Source organism: Autumnicola lenta (assembly GCF_031846515.1).
GTDB lineage: Bacteria > Bacteroidota > Bacteroidia > Flavobacteriales > Flavobacteriaceae > Autumnicola > Autumnicola lenta.
In genome coordinates, this window is record NZ_JAVRHO010000008.1 from 59,462 (window position 1) to 79,406 (window position 19,945).

22 protein-coding genes are annotated in these 19,945 nt (G+C 39.5%); 11 read left to right on the plus strand and 11 right to left on the minus strand.

Going from position 1 to position 19,945, the window contains the following annotated elements:
• Window positions 1–3 precede the first annotated feature (3 nt).
• Both RM545_RS07245 and RM545_RS07250 read left to right on the plus strand, forming a co-directional pair.
• Window positions 4–756: a hypothetical protein gene (locus RM545_RS07245; protein WP_311494649.1), complete on the plus strand. Its 753-nt coding sequence runs from the start codon at window positions 4–6 to the stop codon at window positions 754–756.
• The gene (locus RM545_RS07250; protein WP_311494650.1) at window positions 740–1,402 is read left to right on the plus strand and encodes a P-loop NTPase family protein; all 663 of its coding nucleotides are present in this window, start codon (window positions 740–742) and stop codon (window positions 1,400–1,402) included. The genes RM545_RS07245 and RM545_RS07250 overlap by 17 nt, the downstream gene beginning before the upstream one ends.
• A gap of 95 nt (window positions 1,403–1,497) precedes the next feature.
• On the opposite strand, the gene RM545_RS07255 is transcribed toward RM545_RS07250, so the two are convergent.
• Window positions 1,498–2,151: an N-acetylmuramoyl-L-alanine amidase family protein gene (locus RM545_RS07255; RefSeq protein ID WP_311494651.1), complete on the minus strand. Its 654-nt coding sequence runs from the start codon at window positions 2,149–2,151 to the stop codon at window positions 1,498–1,500.
• A 194-nt stretch (window positions 2,152–2,345) separates the two neighbouring features.
• Between RM545_RS07255 and RM545_RS07260 the strand changes: the two genes are divergently transcribed.
• Window positions 2,346–2,633: a hypothetical protein gene (locus RM545_RS07260; protein ID WP_168137820.1), complete on the plus strand. Its 288-nt coding sequence runs from the start codon at window positions 2,346–2,348 to the stop codon at window positions 2,631–2,633.
• Window positions 2,634–2,649: 16 nt separating this feature from the next.
• Here RM545_RS07260 and RM545_RS07265 read toward each other — a convergent pair whose 3' ends face one another.
• On the minus strand, window positions 2,650–2,793 hold the full coding sequence (locus tag RM545_RS07265) for a hypothetical protein (RefSeq protein ID WP_209309947.1): 144 nt from the start codon (window positions 2,791–2,793) through the stop codon (window positions 2,650–2,652).
• Window positions 2,794–2,903: 110 nt separating this feature from the next.
• On the opposite strand from RM545_RS07265, the gene RM545_RS07270 reads away from it, so the two are divergent.
• Genes RM545_RS07270 through RM545_RS07300 form a run of 7 tightly spaced genes read left to right on the plus strand, consistent with a single transcriptional unit; the run spans window position 2,904 to window position 9,479 of the window.
• Window positions 2,904–5,324 carry a TraG family conjugative transposon ATPase gene (locus tag RM545_RS07270; protein ID WP_311494652.1) on the plus strand — a complete coding sequence of 807 codons (2,421 nt, stop codon included), beginning with the start codon at window positions 2,904–2,906 and terminating at the stop codon, window positions 5,322–5,324.
• Between the two features lie 4 nt (window positions 5,325–5,328).
• On the plus strand, window positions 5,329–5,898 hold the full coding sequence (locus RM545_RS07275) for a conjugal transfer protein (protein ID WP_311494653.1): 570 nt from the start codon (window positions 5,329–5,331) through the stop codon (window positions 5,896–5,898).
• A gap of 2 nt (window positions 5,899–5,900) precedes the next feature.
• Entirely contained in the window at window positions 5,901–6,743 is an 843-nt protein-coding gene (locus RM545_RS07280; RefSeq protein ID WP_311494654.1) for a hypothetical protein, read from the plus strand.
• Complete coding sequence (locus RM545_RS07285; protein ID WP_311494655.1) at window positions 6,740–7,354, plus strand: conjugal transfer protein TraK; 615 nt, start codon at window positions 6,740–6,742, stop codon at window positions 7,352–7,354. The genes RM545_RS07280 and RM545_RS07285 overlap by 4 nt, the downstream gene beginning before the upstream one ends.
• On the plus strand, window positions 7,344–8,273 hold the full coding sequence (gene traM / locus RM545_RS07290; protein ID WP_311494656.1) for a conjugative transposon protein TraM: 930 nt from the start codon (window positions 7,344–7,346) through the stop codon (window positions 8,271–8,273). The genes RM545_RS07285 and traM overlap by 11 nt, the downstream gene beginning before the upstream one ends.
• A complete protein-coding gene (locus RM545_RS07295) occupies window positions 8,270–9,109 on the plus strand; it encodes a DUF4138 domain-containing protein (RefSeq protein ID WP_311494657.1) in 840 nt (279 codons plus the stop codon). The genes traM and RM545_RS07295 overlap by 4 nt, the downstream gene beginning before the upstream one ends.
• A gap of 7 nt (window positions 9,110–9,116) precedes the next feature.
• The gene (locus RM545_RS07300; RefSeq protein WP_311494658.1) at window positions 9,117–9,479 is read left to right on the plus strand and encodes a hypothetical protein; all 363 of its coding nucleotides are present in this window, start codon (window positions 9,117–9,119) and stop codon (window positions 9,477–9,479) included.
• A gap of 4 nt (window positions 9,480–9,483) precedes the next feature.
• On the opposite strand, the gene RM545_RS07305 is transcribed toward RM545_RS07300, so the two are convergent.
• From RM545_RS07305 to RM545_RS07340, 8 genes are all read right to left on the minus strand, one after another.
• Window positions 9,484–10,272, minus strand: a complete 789-nt coding sequence (locus tag RM545_RS07305; protein ID WP_311494659.1) for a nucleotidyl transferase AbiEii/AbiGii toxin family protein — start codon at window positions 10,270–10,272, stop codon at window positions 9,484–9,486.
• Complete coding sequence (locus RM545_RS07310; RefSeq protein ID WP_311494660.1) at window positions 10,269–11,060, minus strand: type IV toxin-antitoxin system AbiEi family antitoxin domain-containing protein; 792 nt, start codon at window positions 11,058–11,060, stop codon at window positions 10,269–10,271. Before RM545_RS07310 ends, RM545_RS07305 begins: the two co-directional genes overlap by 4 nt.
• 128 nt (window positions 11,061–11,188) lie before the next feature.
• Window positions 11,189–12,769: a type IV secretory system conjugative DNA transfer family protein gene (locus RM545_RS07315; protein WP_311494661.1), complete on the minus strand. Its 1,581-nt coding sequence runs from the start codon at window positions 12,767–12,769 to the stop codon at window positions 11,189–11,191.
• Window positions 12,770–12,782: 13 nt separating this feature from the next.
• A complete protein-coding gene (gene mobB, locus RM545_RS07320) occupies window positions 12,783–13,814 on the minus strand; it encodes a MobB family relaxase (RefSeq protein WP_311494662.1) in 1,032 nt (343 codons plus the stop codon).
• 10 nt (window positions 13,815–13,824) lie between these two features.
• The gene (locus tag RM545_RS07325; protein ID WP_311494663.1) at window positions 13,825–14,205 is read right to left on the minus strand and encodes a BfmA/BtgA family mobilization protein; all 381 of its coding nucleotides are present in this window, start codon (window positions 14,203–14,205) and stop codon (window positions 13,825–13,827) included.
• Window positions 14,206–14,726: 521 nt separating this feature from the next.
• The gene (locus RM545_RS07330; protein WP_311494664.1) at window positions 14,727–14,939 is read right to left on the minus strand and encodes a hypothetical protein; all 213 of its coding nucleotides are present in this window, start codon (window positions 14,937–14,939) and stop codon (window positions 14,727–14,729) included.
• 11 nt (window positions 14,940–14,950) lie between these two features.
• Entirely contained in the window at window positions 14,951–15,400 is a 450-nt protein-coding gene (locus RM545_RS07335) for a JAB domain-containing protein (RefSeq protein WP_311494665.1), read from the minus strand.
• A 73-nt stretch (window positions 15,401–15,473) separates the two neighbouring features.
• Window positions 15,474–15,830 carry a single-stranded DNA-binding protein gene (locus RM545_RS07340; RefSeq protein ID WP_311494666.1) on the minus strand — a complete coding sequence of 119 codons (357 nt, stop codon included), beginning with the start codon at window positions 15,828–15,830 and terminating at the stop codon, window positions 15,474–15,476.
• 592 nt (window positions 15,831–16,422) lie between these two features.
• Between RM545_RS07340 and RM545_RS07345 the strand changes: the two genes are divergently transcribed.
• Window positions 16,423–16,569 carry a hypothetical protein gene (locus RM545_RS07345; RefSeq protein ID WP_311494667.1) on the plus strand — a complete coding sequence of 49 codons (147 nt, stop codon included), beginning with the start codon at window positions 16,423–16,425 and terminating at the stop codon, window positions 16,567–16,569.
• Between the two features lie 259 nt (window positions 16,570–16,828).
• Here the strand turns inward: RM545_RS07345 and RM545_RS07350 are convergent, their stop codons facing one another.
• The gene (locus RM545_RS07350; protein WP_311494668.1) at window positions 16,829–19,909 is read right to left on the minus strand and encodes an efflux RND transporter permease subunit; all 3,081 of its coding nucleotides are present in this window, start codon (window positions 19,907–19,909) and stop codon (window positions 16,829–16,831) included.
• Between the last annotated feature and the right edge of the window lie 36 nt (window positions 19,910–19,945).

The following is a 19,945-nucleotide window of genomic DNA, read 5'->3' on the forward strand; positions in this document are numbered from 1 at the left end:
ACTATGAACTATATTAAGCAACTGAATGCGGCTTTTGAAAAGTTCTTTTTTGATGACCGCCTGAATCCTACACATATCAGCCTGTATATGGCTTTATTTCAGGAATGGAACAGCAGCCGGTTTGCCGATGAATTTTTCGTTAACCGCAGGGAGTTGATGCGCGTAGCCAAGATCGGCTCGAAATCCACCTACCATCGGTGTATTGTCGAACTGGATAAGTGGGATTATCTTTTCTATTATCCGTCCAAAAATCCTTACAAAGGCAGTAAAATCAAGATGGCCCTTATCGAGACAAGTGATGAACCAGATATGGGACAGTACAATCCCAAATTGGAACAGCTTGCGGAACGGTACCATCCCATACGTGAACCAGTAGTGTACCAGCACCATCCCACCAATGGACAAGCTGTGTACCCACACCGTCCCGTGAGTGGACAAGCATTGGTATCTAATATAAACAATACTAAACAAGTAAACATTAATAAACAGCCAAAGGACAGGCAGGCTGTTTTATATTTTTTTAAAGAAAAAGGTTTTTCTGCCGATGAAGGAAAAAAATTCTATGAACACTACCAGGAAAGAGATTGGAAAACCAGCGATGAAAAGGAGGTAAGGGATTGGCGGGGCTTAGCCATAAACTGGATGGATCGAACCGAATTATTAGACGAGAAAAACAAACAAAACAAAAAGGGAGCGTCCCAAAATCGGGACAACTTGCGAACCACTAAAATCAAAGATTATGGACAACCCCTCTAAAATCATTGAAGGCGGCGTGGAATATTCGCTGGGAAAGTTTGATGGGAAAACCGTTATTTACGATTTTCCTAAAATCCTGGTGTATCTCAATGCAAAGGGAAAGCTTCTATTTGGAGAAAAATTCAAGATCTACGAGGAAGACCGAGAAATTATACTAAAGTTGAGTTCTTATTTTATCAAAGACAAAAAAAGCTGCCAGAAGTCCGGTATTGATGTTGAAAAAGGCCTTTTACTGTCAGGTCCCGTAGGATGTGGAAAAACCAGCCTAATGAAACTTCTCCGCCACCTGGTTCCTTTGCAAAGACCTTACGAGATGATCCCTTGCCGAAACGTTGTTTTTAGCTTTAATCATCTTGGTTATAAAACTATCGAAGATTACGGAAACAATAAATTATTTTGCTTTGATGATTTAGGGGTAGAACCTCCCGGAAGGTTCTACGGAAAAGATTGTAATGTTATGGGAGAAGTGCTGTTATCGCGTCATGAACTTTTCCTTCAGACAAATAAAAAGATTAAAACCCACGCCACAACAAACCTGAATGCCGAGGAACTGGAAGAACGTTACGGAAACAGAGTCCGAAGCCGAATGCGGGAACTATTCAATCTTGTTGCTTTTGAAGAAGGTGCTATAGATAAAAGAAAATAATTAGCGCCTAAAGGCTTTAATAATCAAAACAACTTCAGATATAAGCTGTCTCATAATTTCGCCGATACTTTTGATAACCTCTGAAAATGCTGCATTCATAACCCTGATTTTAAATGATTACTTATACCCGATAAAACAGCTAAAGCCATTGCTCTTATCCCTGATGGTCTTGAAAAATGCGCTGCCTCAACCGGATTATTTAAAAAACCCACTTCAATTAGAATAGCAGGACAAAACCTATTCATTTCCCTCAATACCTGAAAATTGTCAAACTTGATCCCCCTGTTTTTAATGTTTATATTAAGGGTAGACTCTCTTAGAATTTCATTCCCAAGAACGATGGATGTCCTGGTGTTATAGTCAAATTTTTTGGATTCAGAATTAAATGTAAAAATTTCCATTCCCCGGGCATCGCTATAAAATGAATTGCAATGCAAGGAAATAAATACATCTCCCCTTAATGATTTTGCTAAGTTGATCCTTTCTGAAAGGGTGAAAAAACTATCATCATATCTTGTAAGATAAATGTCATACTCATTTCCAAATATTGATTTATTGAGCCTGATCATTTCTTTTGCTATCGCCAGGACAACATCTTTTTCCTGGATTCCATTTATGCCGATCGCTCCAGGGTCTTTTCCTCCATGGCCAACATCTACAATAATTCTTTTTTGATGTTCTTTTCCCTGCCCAAAAATGACACACATTTTCAGGAGCAAAACCACAAAAATGACGTTTTTCAGCCTCATGAGCATTTAAATTTTTCAGGTTGTTACCAGTTCTCATGGTGATTTCAATTCAATTTGACATCATTTAATATCAAAATAACCTATTGAAAATCAAATATTATTTTTTATTTATTATGCTGATTTTCAACATATTATATTTAAATATATGTATTTTTTCTATAACAAAAACAATACAAAATTTAAAACTGTGCGTTATGAAAAAATCAATATATCCAACACTTTTTTTGTCCCTGATTTCTTTCCCGCTTTTTGCACAAATCGGGGGAATTGAAAATTCGGTTAATGATATTGCCGATACTATCCGGACCATCTTCCCCATCCTCCTTGGAGTGATTTTTCTTGTTGGTTTCCTGTTTAACGCAGGCCATTTCTTTGGGGAAAATGCAGACCTTAAAAAGGGGATTACCCGGGTGCTCGTCTTTGTCCTTATCGCAGGAGCAGTAGTTGGCATCTTCACTTACTTGATTTCAATCGTGGTCTAATGAAACAATTTGAAGTCTATAGAAACATTAGGAAAGGGGCTGTCATTTTTGGGCTTCCCATCTCCTCCTTTGCTTTAATGATGATTTGCGTAGTAGCTTCATTACTGGTCATCATTTTCTCTTTTAGCTTCTGGATCATCATTGGTGCTTTGATCTTCAATTGTATCTTTTATTTAGTACTAATCAAAATAACCAGAACATCACAGCTCTTTCAGGTGTCGGTAAGATTTCCAGAAATCATCAGCAACAGAAGAAATTCAAATTTTAATTATGAACAAGATTAATCTTTCGGACTTTACGCCCATAATCGATATTCAGGACAATATCATTTTTGCCAATAATGGTAACGTGATTCTTTGCTATGAGGGGATGTTACCTGAAATCTATTCTTTATCCGAAAAGGATTTGGAAGATATCCACGGGGTTTGGTTCCAGGCTCTAAAATCTTTGCCCACTGGAAGTGTGGTACACAAACAGGACATCTATTTAAAGAAATCATATTCTGCGGAGTTATTGCCAAATACAACCTTTTTAGAAAAGGCAACACACGATCATTTCAAAGGCAGGGAATATATGGAACATCGCTGCTATCTGTTTTTTATCCTCACTAAAAACAAAGCATTAAATAACCCGAAGTATGTCAATCCATTTCGAAAGGTTTCTAAAGGGATGCCCCAGGAACTGGATGATAATCTCAGAAGTTTTATCAGCTCGGTCAGCGATTCCGTGTCCTTTATCAATAATAGCCGTAGGATGTCTTTTCTACCCCTTGGTGAAGTGGAAATCCAGGGCTTGACCAATAGCTTCTTTAATGGTTTTCACGAAGGTTTTGATACCGATATGCTGCTAAATAAATCCAACATTCAGATTGGTGACCATTATTTTGATGCCCTGGCTATCAACAGTGAACGCTGTTTTGGCGACACTGTTCAGAGCAGCAAGATCAATGAAAGTTTTACTTCCGATGATTTCACATTCCACCAGGGCTTTATTGACGGCCTTGGATTGACTCTTAATGAAAATCATATGGTAAATCAAATTCTCTACCTGGATGACAAACAAAAATGGCGGAAGCTCCTTGATAAGAAAATTGAAGAACTACATAAAAGTTCAAATTTCGGATCTCAGAATAAGGTTGTCCTGGGTCAAATTCAAAATATTCTTAACCAGATAAATGAGGATGATACCTCCAGAATTATCCGTGGCCATTTCAATGTCATCTATTGGGCTAAGGAAGCCGGAGAGCTGGCTCAGATAGCATCGAAGGTAAAGACTGAATTTAAGGAACTTGATATTACGCCGTACTACCCGCGGGGAGAAGAACGTAAAAACTATGTAGTGAATAGCTACTGTTGTTTTTCTTCCAACTTTTCCAATGCAGATTTATATCTGACTGATCTGAAACACGCGCTGTGCCTGCTGATCAATAACTCGAATTACAAATCGGATCCTACAGGGATCATTTTCAATGATCGTGAACACAACGTCCCGGTGCTAAAGGATGTATGGGACGAACGAAAAAAGCGAATCAAAGCACGGAACTTTGCCATTTTTGCCCCTACTGGGGAAGGAAAATCTTTCCTGGCCAATAATATTCTGCGGCAGTACTTCGAGAGTGGAGTACGACTGGTGATCATTGATCTTGGAGGATCCTATACAAAGTTCGCAAAGTTATATCCTGAAAATTATATAGTACTGAGATATGAAAGCGGAAAAAATCTGGGCATTAATCCATTTTATATCAGTAACCCAAAGGATATCACGCCTGAACGTCTGGAAGATTTGTCAATGTTCCTGTTTGAATTGTTTGGTTCCGATTTAAAAGTGACCAAAACACAGTCTGTGTCGGTTAAAAAAATATTGCGCCACTACTATTCAAATGTTCCTAAAAAACATTCCCTGGATAGTTTTTATCGGTTTGTAGAAACCAATCAAAAAGATCTCCTGCAAAAACTAAAGATCCATCCCGATTACTTCAACATAGTGAACTTCCTACACGTGATGTCGGAATATGTTGGGGATGGCCTGTACAGCTTTCTTTTTGAGATTAGCGAGGACCAGACCTATAAAATCGAGGATAAACGATTGATTGTTTTTGAGCTTGATGAAGTAAAGGATAACAAGGAAGTTCTTTCGGTAATGCTTAAGCTGATCAAATCTGCTATCCAGCGGACCATTTGGAAAAACCCTGCGGAGAAAGGAATTATACTGTTTGATGAATTTGCGAAGCAGTTGAAATTCGAGAATGTACTGGAAAGCGTGGAATTTTATTATCAGGCGATTCGGAAACAGAACGGGGCAATCGGTATCATCTTACAATCTATTAACCAGCTGCCGAACAATTCCACCTCGGCAAGTATCCTGGAGAACACCCAGGTCATTTACAGCCTCCACAATGAAAAGGGATATACCGAGCTGGCAAGAAGGTTAAACCTTTCCAGTCATGATCTAAACCAGTTAAAATCCATCAGGAACAATCTTTCCGGGGAACGGAAGTACACTGAAATGTTTATCAAGATTGGAAAGGAAAGCAATGTCTTCCGTCTGGAAGTGCCCAAAGAAGTTTATGCAGCTTATTTAACCGATGGATTCGAAAATGAAGAAATAACGAGGCTCTACCGGGAACATCAGGATATGGAAAAGGCCATTATGGAATATACAACAGAAAATCGGCTAACTATAAAAATTTAATATCATGAAGAATTTACTTTTAACCTTAAGTCTGATACTACTTATAAATGTCAATTGCGCCGGTCAGGGAATGCCCGTGTACGATAACACGAACTTTATCAGCCTTGTGAAGTCGCTGGTCGAATCTGCCAAGCAAACCTCACAACTTTTAAAAACTGCGGAATTTCTAAAACAGCAGAAAGAAAATCTTGAAAAGGTGAATACTGTGGTGAAGCAACTGAAGGCAGTCCGCGAAATAGGCCGAAACAATCAACGTCTTATCGGGATAATGCAAAACGATCTAAGAGAAATCCTAAACTCGCCCTATATCAAACCGGAAGAAGTTACGCGGGTATCGGAATCCTTTAATGCCATTGTAGATAATTCTTTGGAAACAATGGATTTCATAGATGAAATCTTGTCCAACGATTATCTAAAAATGAGTGACGGGGAGCGGACAGAAATGCTTCAGGAAAAGGAAATGCAGTCCAGGGAAATGGTTATGGAGATCAATATGAAAACCCAACGCTATCGGAATATCATTTCTTTCAGAAAGATGCAGGATAAGATCAACAATCGTGAAACAAATTTTTAGAGATGAGTGCTAACATCATTTTAGGAATTGGACTGGAATATGTCGATACGGTTTTCCAGACCATCCAGAACAGTGAATTTTCACAGTACACCATTGTGGGAATGAAAACGCTTGCTGTGCTCTTTTTCCTTGTGAACATCCTTAAGAAATATAATGAAGGTATTGCCGATAAGGAAGGTTATACATGGGGACTGAGTCCCGGGGAACTTGCAAAGAATTTTGCAGTAGTGCTACTGGTAATTTTTTCCACACAAATCCTAGGCTTTTTTGATGGAATTCTAGTGGCCATTGAAGATCGCTATCGGGATACGGCTCCTGCTTTACTTCCCTTGCAAATGCAGGACATACCCATTGAAGAAGATGTAAACATACTGGATGCCGTAACAATGGCCATGTCTTTGTTGTACGAATTCCTAATTACTCCCTTGTATGGCTTTAAAATGATAGCTTTTATTTTAAGTCTCCTGTTATGGATATTGGATCTGTTCATCTACCCGTTGTTCCTGGCTGAACGTTACTTTTTACTAGGATTAATGCAGGCCTTTTTTCCACTGGTCATAAGCCTGGCCGTGTTTGAGAAGTTTCGCTCCCTGGCGTATAACTTCTTCAAGTTATATGCCGCAGTCTATATGCTTGTACCTGCATTTTTCCTGGTAAACGTTTTTATCAATGCAATTTACACAGAAATTAATACCAACTTCTGGACAAACCTGTTCGGTACTGACGTGGGTAGTGGCTTTTTTGCCCCGGTAGTTGAACTGGGGTCTATCGGGTTTATAGTTTTTCTCAAGTTTAAACTTTACAGGCGGGCAACTTCTTTTACACTAAGACTTTTTACATCATGAAAACACCTTATCAAAATATATATGCCGTGTTAAAGCTAAATAGATTTGTAGTTATAGCTGTAGTTATATGTGCATTCTCTTCGAGCATCTTTTCAGGATGGATAGCATTTTCCATTAATAAAAGAGCACTGAACAGTGCCTTTGCGGTTAATACAAACGGAGAGGTAATCCCGTTAAAACTGGTTTCCCAAAAAGAAAACTTCAGGGTGGAAGCACTGGCACATTTGGAGCTATTTCACAATTACTTCTATAACATCGATGCCAGCAATTATGAGAAAAACCTTGAAAAAGCGCTTTGGCTGGGAAACAGCTCTGTCGACAACCTATACCGGCAGAAGAAAGCTGATGGTGTTTACAACAGGTTGATTCAATATTCGCTGGTTCAAAAGGTACTTAGTATAAACTCTGAAGTAGCCGAACAAGAAGGAAAGTACAGCTTTAAAACCATTACGATTTTTGAAATCAACCGCGGATCCGTGATCGATACATATGAGCTGGTTTCCACAGGAAACCTGATCACTGTAGATCGAAATTTTCCCAACAACCCTCACGGGTTACTTATCACTAATTACTTTGAAAACACTTTAAAGAAACTAAATAATGAAAATTGAAAAGAATAAAATAGTGTTTGGGGCTGTAATCGCAGTAATTCTCCTATTTCTAATTTCCTATACGCTTATGATTCTAAACGATGACGAAAGTGAGAGCCAAAATTTGAAACAAACTTTAATCCCTGAACTGGAACAGGAATCGAAGGAATACGATTCCAAACTTGATGCTATAAATGATTTGAGGGAAGTACGGGAAACAAATGCTCCCAGTATTTACGATGAGAAGCTGATAGATTCGCTGGGTTTCTATGACACAGAACTGACCGAAAAGGAAAAGGAAAGGATTGTTGACAGTATCTATGAATCCGGACGTATAAAATATTCAGAAGGAATAGACCAGGAATTCACGCCAGAACAAAAGCTTACCACTCCCACTCCTCAATTAGAAATTGAGGAGATACAGCAGGAGCAGAAAATCGAGGCTAAGGAAATGGGATTGGAGCATCAACTGTTCTTTGCCTCCTCTCCTAAGCGAGACAGTAGGCTTGTTGCAGCAAATACCCATTCTGTTATATATGCTGTAGTCGACGGGAACCAGGTCGTAAAAGCCAATTCCCGCCTCCAGATGCGCCTGACATCGACAGCCAAGATCAATGATCAATGGATCCCGAAGAATACTATTGTCTATGGCTTTATTAGTTTTAAGCCTAACAGGACATTGGTCGAAGTTAAAAATATAGACCATCATTCGGTAAACCTGAAGGCTTTCGACCTCCAGGATGGCAGCGAAGGTATTTATGTGGTAAACAGTTTTCGGGCTGAGGCAACCAGTGAGGTTCTGGATGATATCATACAGGACATAAATATTCCAAGTGTGCCACAAATTAGTGGAATAACCAAGGTACTTAGGCGCAATAACCGGAACGTCAAAGTAACCGTCCTTAATGATTACAAACTAATTTTAAAATCTGAACTATGAAAACTAATATCTTATTTCTCCTGTTTTTCACCTCTTTTGCATTTCGTCCTTGTTTGGCTCAAGAAAGAAAAATCCTCGACACCATTTTTGCAAATGACCAAAAAAATGTGGCCCTGTTCTTTCCGAAACCTATACGGCAGGGAATAACAGGTTCTGACAATTTTGTTTTTACTTATAACCGAGAAGCGGAACAATATTTCGGACTCTTACAGGCCACACCTGGAAAAGAAAGTAATCTTCTGGTAGTCAGCTCAAACGGTTCTGTTTTTTCGTATATTGTAAAGTATAAGGATCAGCTTGACCAGCTGAATTATTTTGTTTTGAAATCTGACACCATAGGCAATGAAAAACCTGGGGTCATTGATGAATCGGAGATAAATAAGAAAGGAATAAAAGAAAGTGGGAAGACCTACTATTATGACAAATTTTGTTCCTTTCTGGTTAATCGAACACAAAGAATAGGGCGGTTAAAAAAGCGAGATCAGAATATTGTGTTGAGCGTTGAAAATATAGTATTTGATAAAGAAGAACTCTATTTCGTTATCCAGATAGAAAACAAATCATCTCTGGATTATGATATAAATTTCCTGAATTTAGGAATTGAAACCAGGCAAAAAGGAAAAAGAAAATCCTCTCAGATCATTTATAAAGAACCTCTTTTCAAATATGCAATGCCCTCTAAAATTAAAGAAGGTGGGACAGGAAAACTGGTCTATGTGCTATCTAAGTTTTCTTTGGGAGATGACCGTAGGTTAATACTGGAACTGAATGAAAAAAACGGCGGGAGAAATATCAAATTAAAAGTACCGCATAAATATATCAATAACCCTAACTAGAAACGTCATGAAAAGAATCCTCCTGTATTCTGTTATTATAGCCCTGGTAGCTTGTAATGAAAAACAAATGACCCATACAGAAACGGCTAAAATTGTTGCGGAAAGTTTTTATTACAATGATGATGCTACCCTGGAAAAATACACAACCGCCGAAAATTATGCTGTCTTGTCAAGTATCCAGGAATTGTTTGCTGAGAAGGAAAACACCGAAATCAATTTTGAAGTTATTGAAGACACCATCCATGGTAATGTAGCCTGGGTTCGCTATTCCACTTCGTTCGAAGAAAAGCCTGGAGTTTTTAAATTAATTAAGGAAGAGGGGCAGTGGAAAGTAACGGAAAGAAAACCAAGGGAGGAAGTGCCTTTTTGAATAATCATATTCTTGGAATAATGGCTTCTTTTAACCATTTAAAGGCAGCTTTTTGATCATAACGAATTTCGGACCGCAATAGACCTTCCATATCGCCTGTAAAACCCGAATCGTTTTCCTTCCCTTCTATATTCTGTAGAAACTCTTTTTGTGAAGGAGCTTGTCCTACAGAAAACTCCATATAGACGTTGAAGCAGTTTATGATTTCATCAACATCCAATTTAATATTCCGGCGGGAATAATCCAGATCAAAAAGATCCCTTCCTTTACTTCTCTGATATAAAGCCCTCAGCTTAGTTCCTAAAAGTTCATTGATGCTATAGGTTTTTATATCTGCTTTCCCTGAAAACCAAGGATTACTTACCTTCAAAGGAAAATTAATCCATTCCAGTACATTAAAGTGTTCTTTACAGTTAATCTCTAACTTGAGCCGGCGACGTTCTTCTTCATATTCCGAAGTAAACCGATATAAAGCCTTTGCTCCGTGCCCCTTTACCTGTGTGCGCCGATCCTCTTCAAAAAAAGTAATTACTTCACCAATGCGCTTCATTATAGGTTTGATGGGTCCTTCTTTGATTTGCACGAGATCAATATCTTCTGAATATCGTGGAGCAGGATCCAAATACAGTTTATGTAAGGCGGTACCACCTCGAAAAGCTAAATTCTCCCGTAGAAAATCATCAGAGAAAATTGCCACCAATGCCCTGCTAATAATTAAATCTTGTTCAACTTGTGCAAATTCTTTCCATGGGGCGTTTGTCTGCCATTGGGCTATGTAAGGTCTTGAAATCATAAATCGCTTTCTAGTTGTAGGTTGGTATCCACCTTCCATTTATTATCTACCGCCCCAGGTTTTTGCCTGGTATCAGGTTGCAATAATACCGGATATGTTTTTTGTTTTTCCAGATGTTCAAAAATCGAATCGCATAATGAATTCTCTGGATCTACTTCGGAAATCAAAAATCCCAACCGCTGTAAGGTAGCATTTTGACTATACCAACCTAGTAAATCATTAAGATCATTTTGGGTTACATCTTCCAATAATTCTTCTATTGTGGATAGCATCCGGTTAAGGCCACCCAATTTATTCTGATAATGTACAAGATCTGCCATTGTCAAAGCGGGACTGGAAATATGGTAAATCCCGGCATCTGATTTTTTGGAAAGGATATTTTTTTCCGGCCAGGCCGAGGTCGTCAAAAACCGAATATCAATAGCCGATTTTTGGATGTCCAACAATTTAGGTGCTTGAGTCATCACGTAATCGCGTTGGGCTTGTTGATGGCTTGCCCCATATGCTTTAGCTGCACTATAAAATCCCAAATAGTACCTGCGCCCTAAGTAATCAAAAAGTTTATGGATATATAGACTGATTGGTAATTTTCCAAGACTGGAATATCTTGGCGTAAGTATGAGGTAAAAGCCTTGCCGGAGATTAAACACTTCGTCTTTTTCAATCAAGCGGGCCAATTCTCGTAAAATCGCAGTTTTTCCTTTCCCGGTTTCACGCAACAGCTCATTCATTGAGAATGCATATTCTTCAACGGCTAAAAGTTTTTTGATGTATTCTGCAACAAGCATTTTAGTATTTATTCGATAAATATACCGAAAATAGGTATAACACTAAAATAAATTCTAAAAATTTATTGGTGCAATTGGGTTATTCACGCCCAAGTAATTTTCAGTACAGGATCCGAGGAATTTACGTATTATTGAAATATCGATTTAGCCTCCTGGTAAATTCTACTAAAGTTAGCCTCCAAATCAACCTTTGAAAATTGCCTCTCCTCCTGAGGAACCTGCCTATGAATTTTTTGCAATTTGAATTGCACTTTTTTATCCTCCCCATCCGCATAAGTTATAAATTCCCCCTGCTTTAAGCGAAAAAAGGCATCTGCCCTTATTTTCGGAATTTCACGTTCCCCGGTAGTAATGCGGGTATCAAAATCAAGGCTGTAACCACGGTTGATGCTGGTCGTTTCTTTTTTTACGATTTCAAAGAAGCGTTCGTAGTATTTTGCAGTATCAGGGTCATTGACCTTACCAAAGAATTGATAGGAAAGGTTGCTTAAAATAGCTTTACTCGCTTTATCACCATACATCATATCGTTCTGAATCTTGTCCTGCATCACATAAATTGTGGCAATATCATAACTCCTCAAAGTAGCCGGAATGCGGTGCATATTTAGTAATCGAATTGTTGGTGCTTCTTCCATCAACAAGAAAGAAGGCATAGAATTGCGCACACTTATTTGTTTAACGATGGTATGGATTATTGTGGCAATAACAGGAGAATAGGAGGTCTCAAATTTAGGATTGTTCACTACTGATACCACAGCAGGATTTTCCGGATTATTGATATTTAATGGTACTTCATCTGCGGAAAGAGCCATAAAAATATTTTGTGTGCTTATGCGTTTCAGAGCATTGGCCAGGGTACTCTTTACCCCTGCTGTCTGCCTTTCGGAATCTTTGCCGCTGATGAAAGCATCTGCCATCGCCCTGGAGGTGGTATTGGTCTCTAAAAACTTTATGAGACTATCAGTATCCAAAAACTGATAAATGGCTATTAGATGTGGTAAGGTACAGAATTGCGGATAAGATGTTTTCAGTTTCCAGATCAATCCACCAATCAATCCCTCTGCAGCATCATTAAAAAATTTAGAAGTTCCTGTAGTTCCCGATTCCCGCTGTTCCAGAAGATTTTCAATAAGTACCCGGGAAATCTCATTCACACTTTCTTCGTTTTCGAGATACCGGGGTGCAATGGGGTTGACCCTATGAATAATTTTGTCAAAGGAGATAATACGAAAAGGAATATCCGGATTTTTAAATAGCGGGTATGCCATTTCGGTAAGTTCAAAATCCTTATAGTCGTGAATAACCCCACAGAAATTATGTTCTTGGAAATGTTTTAAAAATCCGTAAACCACGCTTTCGGTTTTTCCACTTCCGGCGGATCCAATAATGGATGCACCGCGTTTGATGTTTTCAATTTTAAAACTTTTCTTATCTGTTTTAAAAGTTACCCGATATTTTTCAGAGGTATTTTGCTTTATATCCGTTTTATGCAGAAAAACGTAAAATATTGTATTTACCAACAATAAAGGACATCCTAAATAAAGTAGTGCTTTTATTGTATCGTGCGGATAATACAGACAGTTTATCAATCCCAAAAGCAGCACAGTATTTAAGAAAAAGGCATACTTTGAAATCCGGTACAGTCCATAAAATACTGAAGCTGTCAAAACGATAATTAGGAGCACATGGAAGGGATTGGTTAGTTGCATAATTGTTTTTCCTTTAGATACCTATTGAACTTGATTTAATGGCCACTTCCACACCACGCCTCAACCGATTGAATACTTTCATTGCCAGTTGTGCCTGTGTAACCGGAATACTTGGTAGCATTGGAACACCACTTTCCTTCATCATTTTAAAAGCAATCGCCCTTTCATTGGTGGGCAATTTCATCACCGATGCAAAATATATTTTAGGGTTTTTGATAAAATCCTTTCGAGCCTTGTAGGTCTCGGCGAAGTTCCTTTGATAGGCGAAAGTCCTGTCAAAAGTCTTTTCTGCCCGGTCAAAAAACTGGTCACGGTCAAAGCCACGTTTGACATTCTTACCGTGCATCTCGACTTCCGATGCCTTATGTTTGCTCCCCGGTGAAAGGCTGAAGGTATTGGAGGCATCCTTTCTGCTTACGATGAGATGGATATGGCTTTGGTTTCCTGCCTTTGGCATCCCCTGGACAATTCGCTTCCCGTCCTGTTGGTGCGGAGCCTCCTTTTCCAATCGGTTAATTTTATTCTGCAATAGTTTGATATTGCCTTCAGCTCGCCCCTCTTTAATGTTTCTGATTTCAGTTTTGAGCTGCAATATTTTGGTAGCAAAGGGTTGGTTTTCCTTAATCTGCCAATCCGTTCCCTTAAACGTTCGTTGGTGTTCTATTTTCGCATAATATTTTATATCATCGATGCTAATCGGTCTTCCGTTGATTTCACGATTGAAGGATGCCACATAGTCCTTCATCAGTTCACGGGTGTATCTTTTTAGATCCTCACTGTTGTTCTGTAACCGGTTCAATTCATATTTGGAAGGGCTCACCGTGATCGAATAGAATTTCGGTTCGATCTTTTTAAGTTTGGCACCATTTCCATCAATTTCCTTTACAACTTCATCCGCTGATATTTCATCATCATATTGATTGAAAAAATGTTCCATAGCTCCCTGTTCCAAACCCTGGTTTTCTTTCTCCAGATAGCCCACAAAATCCGCTGAACTTTGTGAGTAATTGTTCCCTAATTTTTGGGGTGTGATGGTAATGTACATAGCTCAAAAATTAGAGTTCGTTGCTCCCATTTAGCTTTTCTCGAAAGCGTACTTCATTCTTTTCTTCAATGATTTTCTTTTCTAAAATCAAGGGCTTCTTTTTAGGTTCTTCAGTTTGAAATAGAGATTCCAGCATTGCCACAGTGGGTTTGGTCTGGCTCTTTTCCATATCCCTCATTATGGCAATCACCGCATTGATACGTTTCTTTAGGGATGCTTCGATTGTCCTTCCCGTTGGACCTAATTTTTCTTTTGGTGAAATTTCGTTGTAGAAGAAAAAATCGAGCATTGTTGCCATTGCTTCGGTGTGCGATTTGAAGTGTGTCCTTGAAAATTCCTGAAACCGTTTTGCTGTTTCCTTTTTGAACCTGATGCCGATAAATGAGTCCATAATTCGCCAATTTGTCGCAAATCCTTCCCTAAAAATGAGCGTTCACAGGGCATTTGTCGCAAATTGTAGAAGGTCGGGAATTTTATATTTTTTCAAAATGCTGAATATCAGCATTTTAAAAACGAAAAGGAGTGCTTAACATCGCATCGCGTGTTACCCTCTTGCTACTCCTTTTCGTTCGCCACAGGCGAACAAAAATTCCGTACAATTTGGTCAAAAGCCAATTGCCAGTTCCAGGGAAATAATTTTCCTGTTATATGATTTTTCGATGGGTACGGTTATCGGCGAAAGTCAAAAAATGGATAACCCTACGTAAAATTAAATGCTGTATTTCAGCGAACTAAAGATAGATATTTTTCAACTTATGGAATATAATTTTCTTAAAAAATAGCTTCTGTTTTTAGAAAAAGCATTAAATTTAAGCAGTAGGCCTGCAAGGTCTAAATAACAAAGGGAAAATTCAGGTAACAGCGAATTTTCCCTTTTTAGTTGTTATCCCTGATAATTCAGTTGTGCTATTTTTATTTTGATGATTTTTCAATATTAAACTTATAGGTATAACTGTATAAATTCCGCAATGCTTCTTCTTCAATCATCACCTCAAAATTGGCGCAATGTTCCTTTGCATAGTTTCGGATATCATCCCCAAATTTTCGTTCCACATCCTTTTTGAAATTCTCCAAAAGCCGGTTTTGAGCCCCTTCGCTCAAGTCTGAAAAATTAAGATAAATCATAAGCTTTCCATTTAAAGGATTCCTTCATCTGCAAAACTGAAATAATTTCCATCAGGTATCAGGATCAAATGGTCCAATACCTTAATATCAAATAATTCCCCTGCATTTTTAATTTTTTGGGTCAGGCGTTTATCGGGTTCACTCGGTATCAAGGTTCCGCTCGGATGGTTGTGTGCAAGGATTACTGCCGTGGTAAGGCTTTTGAGTACTACGGCAAAGAGTATCCTTAAGTCTACCAGGGTGCCGGTAATGCCGCCTGTGGATACTTCATAAATACCTTTTACTTTATTGGCATTGTTCAGTAGCATCACTTTAAAGGTTTCGTGCAGTTCGATATTGTTTTTGTTCCATTGTCCGTAAAGGAGTTCGGCTGCATTTTGTGAAGAAGTTATTTTGGGAAGCTGATTTGTTTTAAGGTTTCCACTATAACTTATTGCGATTTCATTAACTTGTGCTTTCATTTTGATTTCTTTTAAGGAATTGATAATGAAAAGAGGGCGGTACTTTCCACAGAGACGCCCTCTTTGTTTTAATTTACTCGGCTGAAGTATTGCCGTTCTTTACGCCTAACAAAAGGATTTCGTTGGCTTCCACTTCGGTAACATAACGCTTAACGCCTTCGCTGTCCTCATAGCTTCGGGATTTTAATTTTCCGCTAACTCCAATTTCCTTACCCTTTCCTGCATATTTCTCGATGATTTCTGCAGTTTTTCCCCAGGCAATTACGGTATGCCATTCCGTATTTTGCACTTTTTCGCCCTTGGCGTTTTTGTAATACTCATTGGTGGCAAATGAAAAACGGGCTACTTTTTTACCGTTTTCAAGGTTGGTAAAGGTTGGTTCCTGACCAACGTTTCCAATTAGCTGTACGTGATTTTTAATAGTACTCATAATAAAAGAATTAAAGATTAATTAATAGACTACCTGAACCTTTCAGGCAGTTTTCGTTTATATTTTTTTGAAGCGATTTACTTATTGTATCCTGAGCGTTTTCCTTCTTTTGTTTTTTTGGCCCCACTTCCTTTTTGATGTTTTTGTACGATTTCATAATGTTCATTTTAGATTTACTTCCCGTAGTGCCGTCGCTGTTACCTTTTTTTGTTGCTTATACATTTTCAATATTTGGAATTGATAAAGACTTATAAAAGGGAGGCACGACCGGTTATGCAGTCTGTTCAACTTCCAAATGTTGGTATTTTGCTTACAAAAAAAGGGAAGGGACAGTGACGGCGCGGAAGTGGGTCTAAAGTCTTTATGTGAAGTACAAAAACATTGGAAGCGGGGCCAAAAGCAAGGATGGAAATCCAATTAAGCGGACTCCATTCCCGATTTCGAATTGGAATGAAGTGCGCTTCCCAGCATAGCGGGAAGGGCTAACGAAATGGAAAGGAGAAATTGGGGATGGTGTCCAAGACTTTTTTAGTGAAGCTCTTTCCCCGCAGTGGAGCTTTTTCTGCGGAATGAAGTGGGTGCTGAACGGGTTATGAAAAACCGAAATTCTATTATTAGCAGGATTTACAGCGGACTTAATTTTAAAGATGGAGATTGGGAATGTAGCGTTCCTGCCCTTTTTGGCAGGGGTAGCGAAATGGAAATCGGAAACTTTGAAGTTGTGTCCAAGATTTTTTGAATGAAGCGTATTTCCCGTAATGAAGCTTTTTCTGCGGAATGCAGGGGAATGGGCTGAGTGGGTTGTGAAAAAGGATTATTTTCTTGAAGTAGGATTAAAGCCGATTCGACTTCAAAGATGTAGATGGTAATGGAGTTTGGCCGCTTCCTGAATTTACCATAGGAAGGATTACCTTCAGAATCAAACCTTTAATCCATCCATCAAGAATAAAAAACCCCGAAATGGTATTTTCGGGATTTTCAAAAAATATTCTATGTTACTAAACCTTCTTGATAACCAAATCGTACACACAAGGTATCACGACTAGGTTCAGAACAGTTGCTGAAAGCAATCCCCCGAGAATCACCACAGCCATCGGGCTCTGGATCTCACTTCCCGGTTCGCCTCCTTTTAAAGCTAGCGGAATAAGTGCCAGTCCTGTCGTGAAGGCAGTCATTAAGATTGGGTTCAATCTGTCCAACGCACCACTTTTTATAAGCTCATAACCACGAAGGCCTTCTTTTCGAAGATCTTCATATCTCGACACTAGTAAAATTCCGTTTCGCGTTGCGATCCCGAATAAACTGATAAAACCAATCGTTGACGCAATACTTACAATTCCGGAAGTAAAGTACACGATCAGGATTCCACCTATCAGTGCCAGCGGTAAATTGATGAGTACAACAAATGCCAGTTTCACATTCTTAAATTCAAAGTACAGCAACAGGAAGATCACAAAAATCGCTATAATGGCAGTGGTTAAAAGCATCTGAGATGCTCTCGATTCGCTTTCAAATTGTCCGCCATATTGCACCCTGTAACCTTCGGGAATATTCACCGAAGAATTGACTGTTTGCTGAATCTCTTCAACCGCACTTCTCAAATCGCGACCCTGTACATTAGCTGCGACAACGATCTTTCGCTGTACATCTTCCCGGCTAATAGTATTAGGACTGCTTACTGAGGAAACTTGTGCAACCTGTTCAAGAGGCATCTGTGAACCGTTTGGCAATCCTATCAAAGCGGTTTTGATTTTCTCAATACTATTTCTAACATCCTCCTTATAACGAACCACCAGGTCAAAATACTTCTGACCTTCATAAATCTCACCTACCTCGTGCCCGGCAAAGGCGATATCCACCTGTTCCATCAACTGTCCTACGGTCATTCCGTATGCTGAAAGTATCTGACGTTTGGGGGTAATCTTAATTTGCGGAACTTCGATCTGCTGATCTACCGCCACATCGGCAAGCCCATTGATAGGAGTAATGCTCTCCTCCACGCTTTTACCAATTTCATACAGCTGTTGCAGGTCCGGGCCAAAAATCTTAATTGCGATATTGGCCCTGGTTCCTGAAAGCATATGGTCGATACGGTGTGCAATGGGCTGCCCTAAAGTGATATTCACCCCGGGAACTATGCTCAGTTTTTCTCTGACGTCTTCGAAGAATTCTTCCTTCGATTTATTTTCTAGGGTAAACGGCACATCGATCTCGGCGGCATTCACCCCCTGTGCATGCTCGTCCAGTTCGGCTCTACCGGTCCTTCGGGTAACCACATCCACTTCGGGCATCTCAAGCAATAATTGCTCTATTTGTTTTCCGGTTTTATTACTTTCTTCCAGAGACATAGATGGAGGCCCCACCACACTTATCACCAGTGAGCCTTCGTTGAATTCAGGAAGGAAACTTCTTCCCAATTGGGTGAATAAGGCAATGCTCAGTAAAAAAGCGATCACTGTTACTGCGATCACCATTTTAGGGATCTTTAATGCGCGATTCAGAACATCTGCATAGCCTTTCTGCAACCATCTTTCGACTTTGGTCCCTTCGGCCTGCTTCTTCAGCATATTTTCCTTTTTCAGAAGATAGCTACACAATACAGGAGTTACCGTTACCGCAACCACCAATGAAGTTAATACTGAAGTTATAAAAGCAATTCCTAAAGGTTTCAGCAGTCGACCTTCCATTCCGCCAAGGAAAAACAGCGGTACAAAAGAGACGATAATAATAAGCGTTGCTATGATAATGGAACTTCGGATCTCCACCGATGCATCTCTAACTACCTTGATCACCCCTTGTCTTTCAGCTACTGGTTTTCTAATGTTCTCCCGTAAGCGTTTATAAACGTTCTCCACGTCAATAATGGCGTCGTCTACCAATGCCCCAATTGCTATGGCCATCCCTCCCAGACTCATGGTATTGATGGTGTAGCCCAACATTTCTAAAACAATAATTGTTACAAGTAATGAAATAGGGATGGCCAGTAATGAAATAAGTGTGGTACGCCAGTTCATCAGGAAAATGAACAATACAATGACCACAAAAAAGGCTCCTTCCAGCAGGGTCATATTTAGATTACTAATGGAGGCGTCTATAAAATCTGCCTGCCGGAAGATCTGGCTTTTGATCTCCACGCTTTCCGGCAGACTGGTTTCCAGTTCTGCGATGGCCACATCCAACCTTTCGGTGAGTTCCAACGTATTTACATCGGGCTGCTTGGAAATTGTCAGAATAACCGCCGGCTCCGCGTTCAGGGAACCATCACCGATCTTATCAGCAGCTCCTATTTTTACATCTGCCACATCCTTGATCTTGATGCTCTGGCCGTTCACTTGTTTTACCACACCTTCCTCCAGATCATCTATCGCATAAGCCCTACCACTTCCTTTGATGATATACTGATTTCCATATTGATTTAAAAAACCACCGGGAGCATTGGTATTCGCCTCTTTAACCTTTTCAGATAATTCCTCAAGGCTTACATCGTAATATTTCATTTTTCCGGGATCGGCAAAAACCTGGTATTGTTTGTAATCGCCGCCTATCACTACCACGTTTGCAATCCCTCCGATAGCTTTGATCCGCGGACGGATCTGCCAGTCAGATAAAGTTCTTAATTCCATTGGGCTCAGACTGTCAGAAGTGACTCCCAATAGCATTACTTCTCCCATAATCGAGGAGATAGGTGCCATGGTTGGGGCTCCTATTCCGGTTGGTAGGTTTTCACGAACCATGGGAATACGCTCACTTACGATCTGTCTTGCCTTGTAAATATCGGTACCCCAGTCGAATTCAACCCAAACAATGGAGATTCCCGCGGCTGAAGAAGAACGGATCCTTCTTACGTTCGGCGAACCGTTCATCGCGGTTTCAAGCTGGTAGGTCACGAGTTTCTCTACCTCTTCACTTTCCATTCCGTGGGCTTCCGTAAGTATGGTCACAGTAGGTGCGGTAAGGTCTGGGAATACGTCCACGTTCATATTACGTGCGAGGTAAAATCCGGTAACGCTTAGTACCACTGCTGCCAGAAGGACAAGAAGCCTGTTTTGAAGCGAAATTGATAATATTTTGTTTAACACTTTTTTTAGTTTTTAATGTTGAATGCTTAATGTTGA